The organism is Microcosmobacter mediterraneus, assembly GCF_031846265.1.
GTDB lineage: Bacteria > Bacteroidota > Bacteroidia > Flavobacteriales > Flavobacteriaceae > Microcosmobacter > Microcosmobacter mediterraneus.
On sequence record NZ_JAVRIA010000001.1, the window covers coordinates 699,801 to 715,252 of the forward strand.

A 15,452-nucleotide genomic window follows, 5' to 3' on the forward strand; every position below is an offset into this window, starting at 1 on the left:
TATTGTTTTAAGATTAATTATTGTTGTTCAAATTTTACACTTCCATATTCAGATTCTATCCTAATCATATTTCCTGAATTAGAATTTCCTCTGTAACCTTGGTAATATTTTTCTCCAGATTCTATTCGTTTTTTATTGAAAGTAAAACCATCAGAACCTTTTAAGCTTGCATATTCTAATTCTATATCAAAACTAAAGTTGTAACCAGAATCATAACCAATGTTAATTCCTGTGTAATCTGTTTCTATTAAAACATCTCCAGCGTTTGAAGCCATTCGTTCTATTTTTATAGAACCATAATCTGCTTTAACTTCTACATTTTTGTATACATTTCCAATTCTTAAACTTAGATAATCACCATTACCACTAAGGTTATTTACATTGCCTATTTTTAGGGCGTTATAATCACAGTTATAATTAATGTTTTCAGCCATTTCAATAACTGACTTTGTGTAATCTGCATTGATATCTAAATTCTTAGCTTTAGCAATAGTGTATCCACTATAATCTGCGTTTATTGAGCCTGAGTTTATATATTCAAAATAGCAGTTATTGGTATAATCAAAAGTAATATCATTGTTTTCTGCCATGAGTTCTTGTGTTGTAATTTTACCATAATCACAGTTAATTTCTGCTCTTCCTTCTAATTTTTCAACATCTATACTACCATAATCATTACTTAAATCAATGTTATTACTCATTGGCATTTTAACAACATAGTTTATTTCCATATTTACATTGTTACTCTTGTTCCATTTCCACCAAGATTTTGATCCATTTTTATTAAACTTAGTTTTGGCTGATACCATAGTATTTGATGCTGAAAATTCTACATCTATTTCATCTAATTTTTGCTGTACCTTTTCTTCGTTGTTACCATTAGTTTTAATAAAAACTTCGATAACGATTCTATCTTCATTCCAAGTGTTAATATCTAAGTTTCCATAGCTATTATCAATCTTTAAAGTTGCATTAGAGCTCACATTAAATTCTTTTTTAATGCTCTTTTCTTTAGTATGTTTTCCTTTTCCTGTTGTAGCAAAAGTAATTGTAGGTACTAATAGCATTACTAATACTAGTCTATATAGTAGTGTTGTTTTCATTTGTAATTTGTTTTTTGTTTTTAATATCATCTATGTATTCTAATACGTGTTGTAATAATTCTATTCTATTCTGAAAGTTGGTAATCATGGCATAAATAACACGTTTATCGTTACCACTTTCATTTAAGTCTAATTTTAAGTTTTCATATTCAGTTTCTAAGCCATTAATTCTAGTTAGAGCATCATTGATAATTAGCTCAGTTTCAGGTGTTCGTTCTGCCTCAAGTTTTGTAAGCTCATTACTAATTGTTAGTGTAAAAAAATCTTGTGCTTGAGAATACTCAGGCGATACAGCAGCTAAATCCATTATTTCAGGTTCTTGATTGCCTATTGAGAATATCCCAAAACAGATAATAACTGATGCTGCTATTGCTAAAAATGGTTTCCAAAGTGTAACAAGCTTTGATGGTTTTGAAGGAATAGGACTAGTATTAGTCTTCTCTAGTTTAGCCAAGAATCTATTTTCATGACCAGAGTTAGGAACTTCAATATCAAATTCTGATTGTAATCGTTCAAACATAGTATCTAAATTTTTATGTTTCATTGTATTAACCTGTTGGTTCTAATTTTTGTCTAAGGCTTGTTTTTGCTCTAGATATCATAGTTCTGCAATTGGCATAACTAATATTCATAATATCACAGATCTCTTCGTAATCATACCCTTCAATAAAATGAAGCGATAAACCTATACGATAATTGTCTTTTAAAGTATTCATACCTTCAAGAATTTGTTTAGCTTTTACTGAAGTTAAATCATCTTTAAAAACAGATTCATCTTCTTGTTCTTGTACTTTGTATAATACATCATCTAAAGGAATATTATTAGTTTTCTTGTTGTAATCTAAAATGCTATTGTTTATTACAATACGTTTTAACCAAGACCCAAATGTTTTAATTTCTTTTAAACTATCTAGTTTTGTAAAGGCAGTTAAAAACGAGTCTTGCATAATATCCTCTGCTTTAAAACTGTCTTTTACAATTCTAAAAGATGTGTTATACATAGCTTTATAATACCTATTGTAAACTTCTAATTGTGCACGTTGGTTTCCGAGTTTACAAGCGGTTATTAATTCTTCTGTATTTTGATTGGTTAGAGACAAAATAATAATGGCTTTACACTACAGATAGTAAGAGATTTATATTGTTACACTTTTTCATTATTTTTTTTCGTTTAATGAATAATTAATTGGCATAACAATTGAATTTATAGAGTTATAAATAAACACTGAATCCTTTTAAATGTTTGTATTTTAGAAGATTAAGGATTCATTATAACTTTAAAAATAAAACATTCTGGATAATTTAATGACAGAATGACTTAAAAATACTATGGGAAGATCTAAATTTAAAATGCTTGACAGTTTGTCATTTCAGGATTTTGATGAAAATTCAGAATTAATTCCATTAATGACTCCAGAAGATGAGGCCGAAATTAATAATGAAGTTTTACCAGAAGCGCTTCCAATTTTACCTTTAAGAAATACGGTTTTATTTCCTGGAGTTGTTATACCTATAACAGCTGGTAGAGATAAATCTATCCAGTTAATTAAAGATGCTAATAAAGGGAGTAAGGTAATTGGAGTTGTAGCACAAAAAGATGAAGCTGTTGAAGATCCTACACACAAAGACATTAATAATGTTGGTACAGTAGCCAAAATTTTAAAGGTTTTAAAAATGCCAGATGGTAATACAACAGTTATTATTCAAGGTAAGAAACGGTTTAAAATCAATCAGGTTGTTACCGAAACGCCTTATATGAATGCAACAATTAAGGATGTACCTGAGGCTAAACCAGCTCAAAAAAATGAAGAATTTACTGCAATTATCGAATCTATTAAAGATTTAGCATTACAGATTATTACCGATAGTCCTAACATACCTACTGAAGCATCATTTGCTATTAAAAATATTGAAAGTAATTCGTTTTTAGTGAATTTTGTATCTTCTAATATGAACCTATCCGTAAAAGATAAGCAAGAATTATTAGAAATTAATGATTTAAAAAGCAGAGCACTGGCAACACTAAAATATATGAATGTTGAGTTGCAAAAGTTGGAGTTAAAGAATGATATTCAATCTAAAGTTCAAAGTGATTTAAACCAACAGCAACGTGAGTATTTCCTGCATCAGCAAATGAAACAAATCCAAGAAGAACTTGGAGGAGGCGTATCTTATGGTGAAGAAGTAGAAGAAATGCGACTGCGCGCTAAAGATAAAAAATGGGACGATAAGGTAGCTGAGCATTTTAATAAGGAGTTGGCCAAAATGCAACGCATGAATCCACAAGTTGCCGAATATTCTATTCAGCGAAACTACTTGGATTTATTCCTGGATTTACCTTGGAATGAGTTTAGTGATGATAAATTTGATTTAAAACGTGCTAAGCGTATCCTAGATAGAGATCATTATGGATTAGACGACGTTAAGCGTCGTATTATAGAATATCTAGCAGTGCTAAAATTACGTAATGATATGAAGTCTCCAATATTATGTTTGTATGGCCCTCCAGGTGTTGGTAAAACATCCTTAGGAAAATCTATTGCAGAGGCTTTAGGTAGAGAATACGTTCGCATGTCATTAGGTGGTTTACGAGATGAAGCAGAAATTAGAGGTCATCGAAAAACCTATATTGGTGCTATGCCTGGGCGAATTTTGCAAAGTCTAAAAAAGGCAGGAACGTCAAATCCTGTATTTGTATTAGATGAAATTGATAAGCTCTCCAATAGTCATCAAGGTGATCCATCTTCAGCAATGTTAGAAGTTTTAGATCCTGAGCAAAACAGTGAATTCTATGATAATTTCTTAGAAATGGGATATGACTTATCTAAAGTAATGTTTATTGCCACTTCTAACAGCTTAAACACAATACAACCTGCATTGAGAGATCGTATGGAGATTATTAATGTAACAGGTTACACTATTGAAGAAAAAGTAGAAATTGCCAAGCGTCATCTTTTACCTAAACAATTAGAGGAGCATGGTTTAAATGATAAAGCTATAAAAATTGCAAAACCACAATTAGAAAAAATTGTAGAAGGATACACTAGAGAATCTGGTGTTAGAGGTTTAGAAAAGCAAATTGCTAAGATGGTACGTTATGCTGCAAAAAATATAGCAATGGAAGAAGCTTATAACGTTAAGGTTTCTAATGACGATATTATTGAAGTTCTTGGCGCTCCAAAATTAGAACGTGATAAATACGAAAACAATAACGTTGCAGGTGTTGTAACTGGTTTAGCTTGGACAAGAGTAGGAGGTGATATCTTATTTATTGAGTCTATTTTATCTAAAGGGAAAGGTAATCTTTCTATTACTGGTAATTTAGGAAAAGTGATGAAAGAATCTGCTACCATTGCTATGGAATACATCAAGGCCAATGCAGATAATTTTAGTTTAGATACTGAAGTTTTTGATAAGTATAACGTACATATTCATGTGCCAGAAGGCGCTACACCAAAAGATGGACCTAGTGCTGGTGTAACCATGTTAACGTCTCTAGTGTCTTTATTTACACAACGTAAAGTAAAAAAGAGTTTAGCCATGACTGGTGAAATTACCCTTAGAGGAAAAGTGCTTCCTGTTGGTGGTATAAAAGAAAAAATACTTGCAGCTAAAAGAGCTAGAATAAAGGAGATTTTATTATCAGAAGACAATAGACGCGACATCAAAGAAATCAAATCAGATTATTTAAAAGGTTTAACGTTTCATTATGTTACAGATATGCATCAAGTTTTAGATATTGCACTTACAAATCAAAAAGTTAAGAATGCTAAAAAATTATAAGTTACTAGTATTTATAATCAGTTTTTGTCTATCAAGCTCCATTGGTTTTGCACAATCTGAGGAATATAAAGATGTATTACTAGATGGTAAACCAGCAAAGCTTAATCTTAAAACAGGTGAAATTACATTAGTAAAAAAATTAGCTGACACTAAAGTAGATGCTTCAGAAATTAAAGTAAAAGCAGAGTCTGAAAAGTCAAAGTCTACTCAGAGTAATAATGAAGCAGATAGTAATAATAACGAATTTCATATCGTTAAATCTAATGAAAGACTTACTACAATAGCAAAGCAATATAATATATCATTGGTGAAATTAATGGAAGCTAATAAGCTTGAAACAACATTAATCAGTAAAGGACAAAAACTAAGAGTTCGTGATTTTTCTGAAAATAAAAATCATAAAAATCAAACTTCTAATAGTGTTGAATCAGCAAAGGTAAACTCAGATTTTCATTTAGTAACTAAAGGGCAAACTTTATACAGTATCTCCAAGATATATGGTTATTCTGTAAATGAGCTTAAATCGTTTAATAATTTAAACTCAAATCTTATAAAAGAAGGCCAACGTTTACGTATCACTAAACCATTACCATCAACAATACAACATTCATCTGATGTCTGGATTGTGGTTAAAGGCGATACGCTTTATAGTATTTCAAAAAGAACATCTACAACAGTAAATGCATTAAAACAAATTAATAACCTTACTAGTAATCTTATTTTTATTGGGCAGAAACTTCGATTAAAGTAATAAGTCTTTATATCCCAAAAAATAAATGTAGCCTAGAATCGTTTTACAATAGATTTAGTTACTTTTGCATGCTATGTTTAAGAGGATTGCTACAATAATTCTGCTTCAATTTTGTTTTTTTCTCCAAGCTCAGGTTGGAGGTGAAGCAACCTATCAATTCCTAAATTTAGTATCCTCTCCAAGACAAGCAGCTTTAGGTGGAAAAGTTATTACTAACTATGATTATGATGTAACGTCTGCACTTTATAATCCAGCATCTATAAATGTAGAAATGGATAACCAATTGGCAGTAAATTACTCGAGTTACCTCGGCGGAATTAGTTACGGAACCATAGCATATGCTTATACTTGGGATAGACGTGTACAAACCTTTCATATTGGTGCTACTTATGTTAATTATGGAACGTTTGATGGTTATGACATTAATGGCTTACCAACAGGAACGTTTTCAGGAAACGAAGCAGCCTTATCATTTGGATATTCGTATAATATACCCTTCACAGATTTTTATTTAGGAGCTAGTGCAAAATTGATAACATCTCAATTAGAAATTTATAATTCATTTGGTGGAGCTGTTGATTTGGCAGCTATGTATATTAATGATAAGATAGATTTTCATGCTGCTTTAACAGTGCGTAATTTAGGAGCTCAATTCAAAACTTATGCTGGACTCAATGAGAAATTACCAATGGAAATTAACTTTGGTTTGTCTCAAACACTTGAAAATGTTCCTATTCGTTGGCATTTAACTTTTGAAAACCTTCAAGCTTGGCCTATTGGCTTTTCTAATCCTGCTAGAGCAGAAACAGATTTAAATGGTAATCAAACACAAGAAAAAGTAGGGTTTTTTAATGAATTATTAAGGCATACTATTGTTGCTGCAGAAATATTTCCAGAAAGAGGTTTTAATTTAAGATTAGGTTATAACTTTAGACGATCAGAAGAATTACGTATCGTAGACCAACGAAATTTTTCAGGATTAAGTTTCGGTGTAGGTATAAGATTAAATAAAATGCGTTTTAGTTATACACATGCTCGCTACTCTAGTAACTCCAATACAAGTTTCTTTGGATTGCAAATAGATTTACGTTAATGACTAATATTACTATTGCAATAGATGGTTTTTCTTCAACAGGTAAAAGCACTGTAGCTAAACTGCTTGCAAAAGCATTAGGCTACATATATGTAGACTCAGGTGCTATGTATAGAGCTGTAACGTTTTATGCTATGCAACATAACTTTATTGAAGAAAATTATTTATTTGAAGAGGCTCTTGTTAAAAGCTTAGACGACATTTTTATTTCCTTTAAACATAATGAAGAATTAGGTTTTTCAGAAGTTTTTTTAAATAATGTTAATATTGAAAAAGAAATTAGAACCCTTGAGGTATCTAATTTTGTTAGCACCATTGCTGCAATACCAGAAGTAAGACGAAAACTGGTTATACAGCAGCAAGATATGGGAAAAGCTAAAGGTGTAGTTATGGATGGTAGAGATATAGGCACAGTTGTTTTTCCTTATGCAGAACTTAAAATATTTATGACAGCTTCAGCTGAAACTAGAGCACAAAGACGTTTTCAAGAGCTTATCGATAGAGGAGACGAGGTGCATTTTGAAGAGGTGTTAGATAATGTTATTAAGCGAGATTATATAGACTCTACAAGAGAGGATTCACCACTCATACAAGCGGAAGACGCTGTCTTATTTAATAATTCCAATTTCTCCATTGAGGAACAATTTGAAAAGGTATTAAATTTAGCCAAATCAATTATTAAGCACAAAAAAAGCGACACTAACTAGTATCGCTTTTTTGATAATAATCTTAAATCCTATAAATTAGGAATAATCAGTTCTTGATCTGGATGTATTAAATCTGGATTCTTTAATATATCAGTATTTGCTGCAAAAATGTCTTTGTACTTCATTGCATCACCATAATAATGCTTAGCAATTTTTCCTAAAGTCTCACCAGAGGCAACAGTATGTCTTGCATAAACAGACTCGTCTGCTACTTTAATATCAGCTACAATATCTGTTGGATTATCACCACCAGCAACCTTAATAGCATCCCAAAGTAAATTTTTCTCATATTGTGTTGCGGCTGTACCTTGTACTTTTAGCACGCCGTTTTCTTCGCTTACGTTTCCGTTTTGAATGTTTAATTGTTCCCCTAGGTCTAATACGCCTTGGTATTTAGCTCTAACCATAATTGTTTAAATTTTAAGTATTAATAGTATGTAAATATATCAAATTTATGTACTACTTATAGTAGCAACTTTGATATCTAGTTTATTAGACACCTTTTTTATCAAAAAGTCACTAAAAAAAGTTTCTATAATTTAAAGTATTGTGTCCAGTAACGATCACCTTCTTCAAAATACCAAACTTCCAATACATCTGAGTTTAAAGAATATTCTTGGGTGTAAGAATTATTATTTTCTGTTGTGTATAACAATATGTTATTGTTAACGTCTATCGTGAAAACACCATTTGTAATAATACCATTAGAATCATCAAAAGTATAATTACCTTTTGTATCATTGATATTTGAATCCTCCATAAACATTATTGTTTCACAACATAAGGCTTCTAAGGATGATACATTGTTAATACCACGAGAACTTATTTCCCATTCACCCAATAATCCTGAATTACTAAGAGGATTAATAGTTACATCATCATCACTGCAACTGATTAGTATTGATACCAATATTAAAACGTATAAATTTATTTTTTTCATGCGAAATATTTTTTCAAAAATAGAGCTATTATCCTTTTGGCTATTAATCTTAAATATTATGATTGTATCATTTTAATGTAAAGTAGTTTAAATAATGGTCTAGTAATTTGTTAATTGATTGGAAATGATTAATTTTGCGCTCCTTTTTAGCGAATAATTGAAAGTAGAAAAGGAAATAAAAAATTTAAATTAATAACTTCTGTTAGTTATTCGTTAGACTTTCAAAAACTACAGAATACAAATTTTAATCAGCACAATGGCTGAAAAGAAAACAAAAAAAGCTGAGGCAGCATTAGAAGCAGTTGAGGCAGTAACAGTAGAAGCTCCAGTAATCTCTGAAGCACAAGCAAATCCGGAAAAGTTTCTTAAAGAATTCGATTGGCACAATTACGAAGAAGGTATTGAGCAAGTAGAAGACAAGAAACTTGAGGAATTTGAAAAACTTGTATCTGAAAATTTCGTTGACACTTTAAATGATGAAGTTGTAGAAGGTGAAGTCATTCATATCACTGATAGAGATGCTATCATTGATATTAATGCTAAATCTGAAGGCGTTATTTCTCTTAATGAATTTAGATACAATCCAAACCTTAAAGTTGGAGATAAAGTAGAAGTATTAATCGACGTGCGCGAAGATGCAACTGGTCAGTTAGTATTATCTCACAGAAAAGCAAGAGTAATTAAAGCTTGGGACAGAGTAAATGCTGCTCATGATACTGGTGAAATCGTTAACGGTTTTGTGAAATGCAGAACTAAAGGTGGAATGATCGTAGATGTATTTGGCATAGAAGCATTCTTACCAGGATCTCAAATCGATGTAAAACCAATTAGAGATTACGATCAGTACGTTAATAAAACGATGGAATTTAAAGTTGTTAAAATCAACCACGAATTCAAAAATATAGTTGTTTCTCATAAAGCCCTTATCGAAGCAGATATCGAAGAACAAAAGAAAGAAATCATTGGCCAATTAGAAAAAGGACAAGTCTTAGAAGGTATTGTTAAAAACATTACGTCTTATGGTGTGTTTATTGATTTAGGTGGTGTTGATGGTTTAGTACATATTACAGATTTATCTTGGTCTCGCATCAACCATCCAAATGAGATTGTTGAATTAGATCAGAAATTAAATGTTGTAATCTTAGACTTTGATGAAAACAAATCTAGAATCCAATTAGGTCTTAAGCAGTTAAGTAAGCATCCATGGGAAGCTCTTGGAGAAGAAGTTAAAGTTGGAGATAAAGTAAAAGGTAAAGTAGTTGTTATTGCAGATTATGGTGCTTTTGTTGAAGTTTCTGAAGGTGTAGAAGGATTAATTCATGTCAGTGAAATGTCTTGGTCTACGCATTTAAGATCAGCCCAAGATTTTGTTACTGTTGGTGATGAAGTTGAAGCTCAAATCTTAACTCTAGATAGAGAAGACCGTAAAATGTCTCTTGGTATTAAGCAATTAACACCAGATCCATGGACAGATATTACATCTAAATATCCTGTAGGTTCTACACACACAGGAAAAGTTAGAAACTTTACAAACTTTGGAGTTTTTGTTGAATTAGAAGAAGGTATCGACGGATTAATTTACATCTCTGATTTATCTTGGACTAAGAAAATTAAGCATCCATCAGAATTTTGTAATGTAGGTGATGAATTAGAAGTTGTAGTTTTAGAATTAGATGTTGAAGGACGTAAGCTAAGTTTAGGTCATAAGCAAACAACTGAAAACCCTTGGGATAAATACGAAACTGAATTTGCTTTAAATACAGTTCATAAAGCTGCTGTTTCTGAAATAGTTGATAAAGGAGCAACAGTAGAATTTAACGAAGACATCATTGCATTTATTCCTTCAAGACATTTAGAAAAAGAGGATGGTTCTAAACTAAAGAAAGGTGAAGAAGCAGAATTTAAAATCATTGAGTTCAGTAAAGAGTTTAAGCGCGTAGTTGCTTCTCATACTGCTGTTCATAAAGAAGAGGAGGCTAAAATAGTAAAAGCTGCTGCTAAGAAAGCTGCATCTGCTGCTGCTGAGGCTAAACCAACTCTTGGTGATGCTAATGATGCTTTACAGGCACTTAAAGATAAAATGGACGGAAAAAAATAGTCTAATTATAAAATAAATAAAAAAGCTCTCTATTAGTTTAGGGAGCTTTTTTTATTTTCAATAAGAAGAAGGTTTAATTAATGTTTTTATGTAGTTTTGAGCAAAGCATTATTAATGAATAAATTAAAATTCTTACTGTTTAATGTAGTATTTTTTTTCATTTTAACAGGTAATTCTCAAGTAATAGCTTATGATGCTACCTTTAGTGAATATGCGATATCAACTTGTATAGATCTTACAAGTTTAAATCCTGTGGTAAAAGGACATCAATTAAATTATGTGGTTTCCTATCATAAGTTGCTTAGTGAGGCACAAACAAACAGTAATGTACTCCCTCCATTTTACTCATACCAATCTTTAAGTGAGACGCTTTACGCACGAGTAACAAATAATAATGATAGTTCAGATTATGCAACTTCAGAAATTACGATTAATTTATCACCATTACCATGCTGTCCACCTCCACCTCCAGGTTACAATAGTTTTAATTATTGTGATACTGATAATGATGGTCTTATTGAAGTGTATCTGCCAAATTTGCGATATATAGTTGCCTATGGTTATCCGCCAGAATCGTTTTGTGATATTGATGTATCTGAGATAAATATTCAATACTTCGCTAGTCAAGAGGATCTCGACAATGGCTCTAATCCTTTAGATGAGATTTATAACATTACTGAAAATACTGAGATTTATTATTTAATGACAAATACTGTTAGTTCTGATAGTTTTCAAGCGCAATTCGGAATAAATATTGAAACATGTAATGGATTAGATACTGATGGTGATGGCATAAATGATTATGATGAAGATGTAAATAGAAATGGATATTTTGAAGATGATGATACAGATATGGATGGACTTAAAAACTTTGAAGATGATGATGATGATAACGATTTAATTTTAACTATAGATGAAGACTATAATTCCAATGGTTCCGCATTAGATGATGATATAAATGGTAATGGTATAGCTGATTATTTAGAATCTAATGCAACGCTTTCAAATCAATTATTTGATGTAACAGTTATTGATATTTACCCAAATCCTATATTAGATAAGTTAAATATTAACAACACTGTAAGTGATTTAGATATTGAAATTTTTCTAATAGATATAAATGGCAAAATTATTTTTTCAAGCAAATTATTACCTAATATCTCAACTATTGATATGACAAGTTATAAATCAGGAATATATTTCTTAAAACTTAAAACAGCTATGAAAACCTCTATTGAAAAGGTCATTAAATTATAAAATATAACCTGTAATAATTCATGTAAAACGCTTTCAGCATTGCAAACCCTAATTATTTACCCTAACTTTGCCAAGCATACTTATCTAGTATATGAGTAAAAAAGTACTTCTTAACGCCAAAGAAATCAATATAATTCTTGAGCGTCTTGCTTGTCAACTTATAGAAAACCATCAAAATTTTTCAGAAACTGTTCTTATTGGTATACAACCAAGAGGTAAATACTTTGCAGAACGTATAGCTGTAATACTCAAAGAAACCTATAACATTAGTAATGTTGATCTTGGGTTTTTAGATATTACGTTTTTTAGAGACGATTTTAGACGAAGTAATAAACCTCTCGAAGCCAATACAACACATATAGATTTTATCGTAGAAGACAAAACGGTTATATTTATTGATGATGTCTTATATACAGGACGAAGTATAAGATCCGCATTAACTGCAATTCAGTCTTTCGGAAGACCTAAAGCTATAGAGTTAATGACATTAATAGATAGACGTTTTAGCAGACATTTACCTATTCAGCCAAATTATAGAGGACGACAAGTAGATGCCATAGAAAATGAAAAAGTTTTGGTGCAATGGAGCGAGAATAATAATAAAGATGTAGTTTATTTAACTAAGAACTAAATTGTTATGAGCGAGTTAAGTGTTAATCACTTATTAGGAATTAAATATCTCAATACCTCAGATATTAATTTAATATTTGAAACAGCAGATCAATTTAAAGAAGTTATTAATAGACCAATTAAAAAAGTACCATCCTTAAGAGATATTACTATTGCTAATTTATTTTTTGAAAATTCAACACGCACTAAACTATCTTTTGAATTAGCTGAAAAACGTCTCTCTGCAGATGTTATAAATTTTTCAGCATCACAATCTTCCGTAAAAAAAGGCGAAACCTTAATAGATACTGTTAATAATATTCTTTCTATGAAAGTGGATATGGTGGTTATGAGACATCCAAAACCTGGTGCAGGTGTATTTTTATCTAAGCATATTAATGCAAGTATAATTAATGCAGGTGATGGCGCTCACGAACATCCTACTCAAGCTTTATTAGACTGCTATTCTATTAAAGAGCATTTAGGCTCAATAAAAGGGAAAAAAGTGGTTATTGTTGGTGATATATTGCATAGTAGAGTAGCACTATCTAATATATATGCTTTAAAATTATTAGGTGCAGAAGTGATGGTTTGCGGACCACAAACACTCTTACCAAAATACATTGGTAAACTTGGCGTAATAGTTGAAACTAGTTTAATTAAAGCTTTACAATGGTGCGATGTCGCAAATATGTTACGTGTACAAAATGAGAGAATGGAAATTAGTTATTTTCCGTCTACTAGAGAATACGCTCAGCAATATGGTGTTACTAAACAATTACTAGATAGCTTAGATAAAAAAATCACCATTATGCATCCAGGACCTATTAATCGTGGTGTAGAAATTACAAGTGAGGTAGCAGACTCTGACCAGGCTATAATACTAGACCAAGTAGAAAACGGAGTTGCAGTGCGTATGGCTGTTATTTACTTATTAGCATCTAAAATAAAACCAAACTAATTATGATTTTTGATAAGGATGGTAATATTACAATTATTAGACAAGAAAAGGCTTCTGTAAAAACCTTAGTCAATAATATTGAACAGGTTTATGATACATATAAAAACGATCATATTATTGTAAATCTATCTAGTTTAGATGTTATCACTCTAGAAGATATTGTAGAGTTTTTAAGGATTAGTAATACACATAGAGGAGATAAAAAGTCCTTTGTTGTAGTGACTAATAAAGCAAATTTTGATATGATGCCAGATGAAATTTGTGTCGTACCTACATTACAAGAAGCACATGATATTATTGATATGGAAGAGATGGAACGAGATTTAGGTTTTTAGAATGAAGCTCACAATTTTAGGCTGTTATAGCGCTACACCAAGAATAAATACACACACAACATCTCAAGTTCTTGAAATAAAAAATCACATTTTACTTATTGATTGTGGAGAAGGTACACAAGTACAACTTCGTAGGTATAAAATAAAATTTGCTAGAATAAAGCATATTTTTATTTCTCATCTTCATGGAGATCATGTATTTGGTTTAGTAGGTTTAATCTCATCGTTTAGACTATTAGGAAGAGAAACAGATTTACACATTTATGGTCCAAAAGGCTTAAAGGAAATGATTACCTTACAACTAAAGTTAGCGGACTCTTGGACTAATTATAAATTAATTTTTCATCAACTAACATCAAAAGAATCTGAACTTGTTTTTGAAGATAGTAAGATACAAGTATACACAATTCCTTTAAATCATCGTATCTATACTAACGGCTTTTTATTTAAGGAAAAAGAAGGAGAACGAAAATTAGATATTAACGCAGCATTAAAAGCTAACATTAATAAAGCCTACTTTAGAAAGCTTAAGCAAGGGTTTGATGTTGAAAATGAAGATGGTGTTTTAATTGATTATAACAAAGTGACTAAGCCGCCTTTAGCTTCAAAAAGTTATGCATTTTGTAGTGATACTGCGTACCATGAGCCTATCATCCCTATAATTAAAAATGCCACAGTTCTCTATCACGAATCTACATTTTTAGATAAACACCAAAATCTATGTGCACCAACAAAACATAGCTCAGCAAAACAAGCTGCAACTATTGCTAAAAAAGCCAATGTAAAGCAACTTATACTAGGCCATTATTCTACACGATATGATGATTTATCTGAATTTAAGTCTGAGGCAGAAACAGTTTTTGATAATGTAGAGTTGGCTGAAGACGGAAAGTCGTTTGAGTTTAATTAACTTGCTCTGCAAAGTTTTTAAACTTTAGCATCCACTTTTCCACCTGTTTTTTAAACATACCTGGAAAAAGAGTTGCCATAATTTTTACCATAAAGCCTTTTAATTCTGTATAGTCAATTTCAGAATGGTAACGTGTTGTGTTATCATTTAGAACTTCAAAAGAAACACGCATTGTATTAGTTGTATACTTATGCTCATATAATCCTAAGAATTCTTTTGGTAGATTGTTAATTAAAATGGTCTCTTGTAATTCTAATTTTTCGTAAACTAATGTAGAAACAGCTCCTTTTTTACCTTCAGCTCCACGAATTAACGTTTTAGACTTAAAACCATCTTGTACATATTTTAAATTATCCGGATTGAGAAAAATGTCAACCACTTTTCCGATAGGAGAGTTAATATCTATTTGACAGTCAAAACGCATAGAAAAGTATTAGTTAAATTCTGCAAGTTTTCCAACCCAATCAACAGCTTCATTTAAACTATGTGAGCGTTTTAAAGGAATAGCTGCCATCTGTTTTTCAATATTAGCATTCAAATAAGTAGAATCTCTATAACTTACAATAGATGCTGCAACTAATATACTGTCATCTTTATCAAAATATGACCACAAAATAGGATCTATAGAATACGCATTAATTCTATTGGCTATATAAGCCAATTTTTTTGAGTCACCATAATTAAGTCTAACAGTAGCTAGAAGCTCATTAAGTTTTTCTGAATTAAAATGGACACCTTCATTAACTTCCATAACAAAGAAGTCCTCATTAGTCATGTATATACTGCCAAAACTAAGGACAACTTTTTTAAAGTTAAATTTGATGGATAAAGGGGAATCCTCAAATTTCATATGTAGTAATTAATCATTTAGTATTGACTAAATTACAAAAATAAGTTAACTTGCT

General features: G+C 30.9%; 17 protein-coding genes. 10 read left to right on the forward strand and 7 right to left on the reverse strand.

Translation table 11 applies throughout. The features are described 5' to 3' along the window. Positions 1-17: 17 nt before the first annotated feature. Genes RM697_RS03275 through RM697_RS03285 form a run of 3 tightly spaced genes read right to left on the reverse strand, consistent with a single transcriptional unit; the run spans position 18 to position 2,203 of the window. Positions 18-1,103: a DUF4097 family beta strand repeat-containing protein gene (locus RM697_RS03275; protein ID WP_311426411.1), complete on the reverse strand. Its 1,086-nt coding sequence runs from the start codon at positions 1,101-1,103 to the stop codon at positions 18-20. After that, entirely contained in the window at positions 1,081-1,647 is a 567-nt protein-coding gene (locus tag RM697_RS03280) for a hypothetical protein (protein ID WP_311426412.1), read from the reverse strand. The genes RM697_RS03275 and RM697_RS03280 overlap by 23 nt, the downstream gene beginning before the upstream one ends. A gap of 4 nt (positions 1,648-1,651) precedes the next feature. Beyond that, positions 1,652-2,203, reverse strand: coding sequence for an RNA polymerase sigma factor (locus tag RM697_RS03285; RefSeq protein WP_311426413.1), 552 nt, complete (start codon positions 2,201-2,203; stop codon positions 1,652-1,654). 229 nt (positions 2,204-2,432) lie between these two features. Here RM697_RS03285 and lon point away from each other — a divergent pair, with 229 nt between their 5' ends. The 4 genes from lon (at position 2,433) to cmk (ending at position 7,437) form a co-directional block, all read left to right on the forward strand. After that, entirely contained in the window at positions 2,433-4,886 is a 2,454-nt protein-coding gene (gene lon / locus RM697_RS03290; RefSeq protein ID WP_311426414.1) for an endopeptidase La, read from the forward strand. Beyond that, on the forward strand, positions 4,870-5,637 hold the full coding sequence (locus RM697_RS03295) for a LysM peptidoglycan-binding domain-containing protein (protein WP_311426415.1): 768 nt from the start codon (positions 4,870-4,872) through the stop codon (positions 5,635-5,637). Before lon ends, RM697_RS03295 begins: the two co-directional genes overlap by 17 nt. A 73-nt stretch (positions 5,638-5,710) precedes the next feature. Beyond that, on the forward strand, positions 5,711-6,730 hold the full coding sequence (gene porQ / locus RM697_RS03300; RefSeq protein WP_311426416.1) for a type IX secretion system protein PorQ: 1,020 nt from the start codon (positions 5,711-5,713) through the stop codon (positions 6,728-6,730). Continuing rightward, entirely contained in the window at positions 6,730-7,437 is a 708-nt protein-coding gene (gene cmk, locus RM697_RS03305; RefSeq protein WP_311426417.1) for a (d)CMP kinase, read from the forward strand. The genes porQ and cmk overlap by 1 nt, the downstream gene beginning before the upstream one ends. 29 nt (positions 7,438-7,466) lie before the next feature. Here cmk and RM697_RS03310 read toward each other — a convergent pair whose 3' ends face one another. Together RM697_RS03310 and RM697_RS03315 are read right to left on the reverse strand one after the other, a co-directional pair. Beyond that, positions 7,467-7,844: a LysM peptidoglycan-binding domain-containing protein gene (locus RM697_RS03310; RefSeq protein ID WP_311426418.1), complete on the reverse strand. Its 378-nt coding sequence runs from the start codon at positions 7,842-7,844 to the stop codon at positions 7,467-7,469. A 125-nt stretch (positions 7,845-7,969) separates the two neighbouring features. After that, positions 7,970-8,377 (reverse strand): hypothetical protein, encoded by a 408-nt coding sequence (locus RM697_RS03315; RefSeq protein ID WP_311426419.1) that lies wholly within the window; start codon positions 8,375-8,377, stop codon positions 7,970-7,972. A 256-nt stretch (positions 8,378-8,633) separates the two neighbouring features. On the opposite strand from RM697_RS03315, the gene rpsA reads away from it, so the two are divergent. The 6 genes from rpsA (at position 8,634) to RM697_RS03345 (ending at position 14,547) form a co-directional block, all read left to right on the forward strand. Continuing rightward, complete coding sequence (rpsA, locus tag RM697_RS03320; protein ID WP_311426420.1) at positions 8,634-10,475, forward strand: 30S ribosomal protein S1; 1,842 nt, start codon at positions 8,634-8,636, stop codon at positions 10,473-10,475. A gap of 114 nt (positions 10,476-10,589) precedes the next feature. Then, on the forward strand, positions 10,590-11,732 hold the full coding sequence (locus RM697_RS03325; RefSeq protein WP_311426421.1) for a T9SS type A sorting domain-containing protein: 1,143 nt from the start codon (positions 10,590-10,592) through the stop codon (positions 11,730-11,732). Positions 11,733-11,823: 91 nt separating this feature from the next. Then, positions 11,824-12,363, forward strand: a complete 540-nt coding sequence (pyrR, locus tag RM697_RS03330; RefSeq protein ID WP_311426422.1) for a bifunctional pyr operon transcriptional regulator/uracil phosphoribosyltransferase PyrR — start codon at positions 11,824-11,826, stop codon at positions 12,361-12,363. Between the two features lie 6 nt (positions 12,364-12,369). Beyond that, the gene (locus RM697_RS03335; RefSeq protein ID WP_311426423.1) at positions 12,370-13,302 is read left to right on the forward strand and encodes an aspartate carbamoyltransferase catalytic subunit; all 933 of its coding nucleotides are present in this window, start codon (positions 12,370-12,372) and stop codon (positions 13,300-13,302) included. 2 nt (positions 13,303-13,304) lie between these two features. After that, entirely contained in the window at positions 13,305-13,637 is a 333-nt protein-coding gene (locus tag RM697_RS03340) for a ribonuclease Z (RefSeq protein ID WP_311426424.1), read from the forward strand. Position 13,638: 1 nt separating this feature from the next. Continuing rightward, positions 13,639-14,547, forward strand: coding sequence for a ribonuclease Z (locus RM697_RS03345; protein WP_311426425.1), 909 nt, complete (start codon positions 13,639-13,641; stop codon positions 14,545-14,547). On the opposite strand, the gene RM697_RS03350 is transcribed toward RM697_RS03345, so the two are convergent. Together RM697_RS03350 and RM697_RS03355 are read right to left on the reverse strand one after the other, a co-directional pair. Continuing rightward, the gene (locus RM697_RS03350) at positions 14,540-14,971 is read right to left on the reverse strand and encodes an SRPBCC family protein (RefSeq protein WP_311426426.1); all 432 of its coding nucleotides are present in this window, start codon (positions 14,969-14,971) and stop codon (positions 14,540-14,542) included. The two genes, RM697_RS03345 and RM697_RS03350, sit on opposite strands and share 8 nt — an antisense overlap. A 9-nt stretch (positions 14,972-14,980) precedes the next feature. Then, positions 14,981-15,397 (reverse strand): hypothetical protein, encoded by a 417-nt coding sequence (locus RM697_RS03355; RefSeq protein WP_311426427.1) that lies wholly within the window; start codon positions 15,395-15,397, stop codon positions 14,981-14,983. Positions 15,398-15,452 lie beyond the last annotated feature (55 nt).

What these genes read in the sequence shown, in the direction of transcription:
- pyrR (WP_311426422.1), top strand. Translation starts at nt 11,824, where the DNA reads ATGAGTAAAAAAGTACTTCTTAACGCCAAAGAAATCAATATAATTCTT.
- RM697_RS03280 (WP_311426412.1), bottom strand. Translation starts at nt 1,647, where the DNA reads ATGAAACATAAAAATTTAGATACTATGTTTGAACGATTACAATCAGAA.
- RM697_RS03275 (WP_311426411.1), bottom strand. Translation starts at nt 1,103, where the DNA reads ATGAAAACAACACTACTATATAGACTAGTATTAGTAATGCTATTAGTA.
- RM697_RS03345 (WP_311426425.1), top strand. Translation starts at nt 13,639, where the DNA reads ATGAAGCTCACAATTTTAGGCTGTTATAGCGCTACACCAAGAATAAAT.
- RM697_RS03310 (WP_311426418.1), bottom strand. Translation starts at nt 7,844, where the DNA reads ATGGTTAGAGCTAAATACCAAGGCGTATTAGACCTAGGGGAACAATTA.
- rpsA (WP_311426420.1), top strand. Translation starts at nt 8,634, where the DNA reads ATGGCTGAAAAGAAAACAAAAAAAGCTGAGGCAGCATTAGAAGCAGTT.
- RM697_RS03340 (WP_311426424.1), top strand. Translation starts at nt 13,305, where the DNA reads ATGATTTTTGATAAGGATGGTAATATTACAATTATTAGACAAGAAAAG.
- RM697_RS03325 (WP_311426421.1), top strand. Translation starts at nt 10,590, where the DNA reads ATGAATAAATTAAAATTCTTACTGTTTAATGTAGTATTTTTTTTCATT.
- RM697_RS03355 (WP_311426427.1), bottom strand. Translation starts at nt 15,397, where the DNA reads ATGAAATTTGAGGATTCCCCTTTATCCATCAAATTTAACTTTAAAAAA.
- cmk (WP_311426417.1), top strand. Translation starts at nt 6,730, where the DNA reads ATGACTAATATTACTATTGCAATAGATGGTTTTTCTTCAACAGGTAAA.
- RM697_RS03315 (WP_311426419.1), bottom strand. Translation starts at nt 8,377, where the DNA reads ATGAAAAAAATAAATTTATACGTTTTAATATTGGTATCAATACTAATC.
- RM697_RS03350 (WP_311426426.1), bottom strand. Translation starts at nt 14,971, where the DNA reads ATGCGTTTTGACTGTCAAATAGATATTAACTCTCCTATCGGAAAAGTG.
- porQ (WP_311426416.1), top strand. Translation starts at nt 5,711, where the DNA reads ATGTTTAAGAGGATTGCTACAATAATTCTGCTTCAATTTTGTTTTTTT.
- lon (WP_311426414.1), top strand. Translation starts at nt 2,433, where the DNA reads ATGGGAAGATCTAAATTTAAAATGCTTGACAGTTTGTCATTTCAGGAT.
- RM697_RS03335 (WP_311426423.1), top strand. Translation starts at nt 12,370, where the DNA reads ATGAGCGAGTTAAGTGTTAATCACTTATTAGGAATTAAATATCTCAAT.
- RM697_RS03295 (WP_311426415.1), top strand. Translation starts at nt 4,870, where the DNA reads ATGCTAAAAAATTATAAGTTACTAGTATTTATAATCAGTTTTTGTCTA.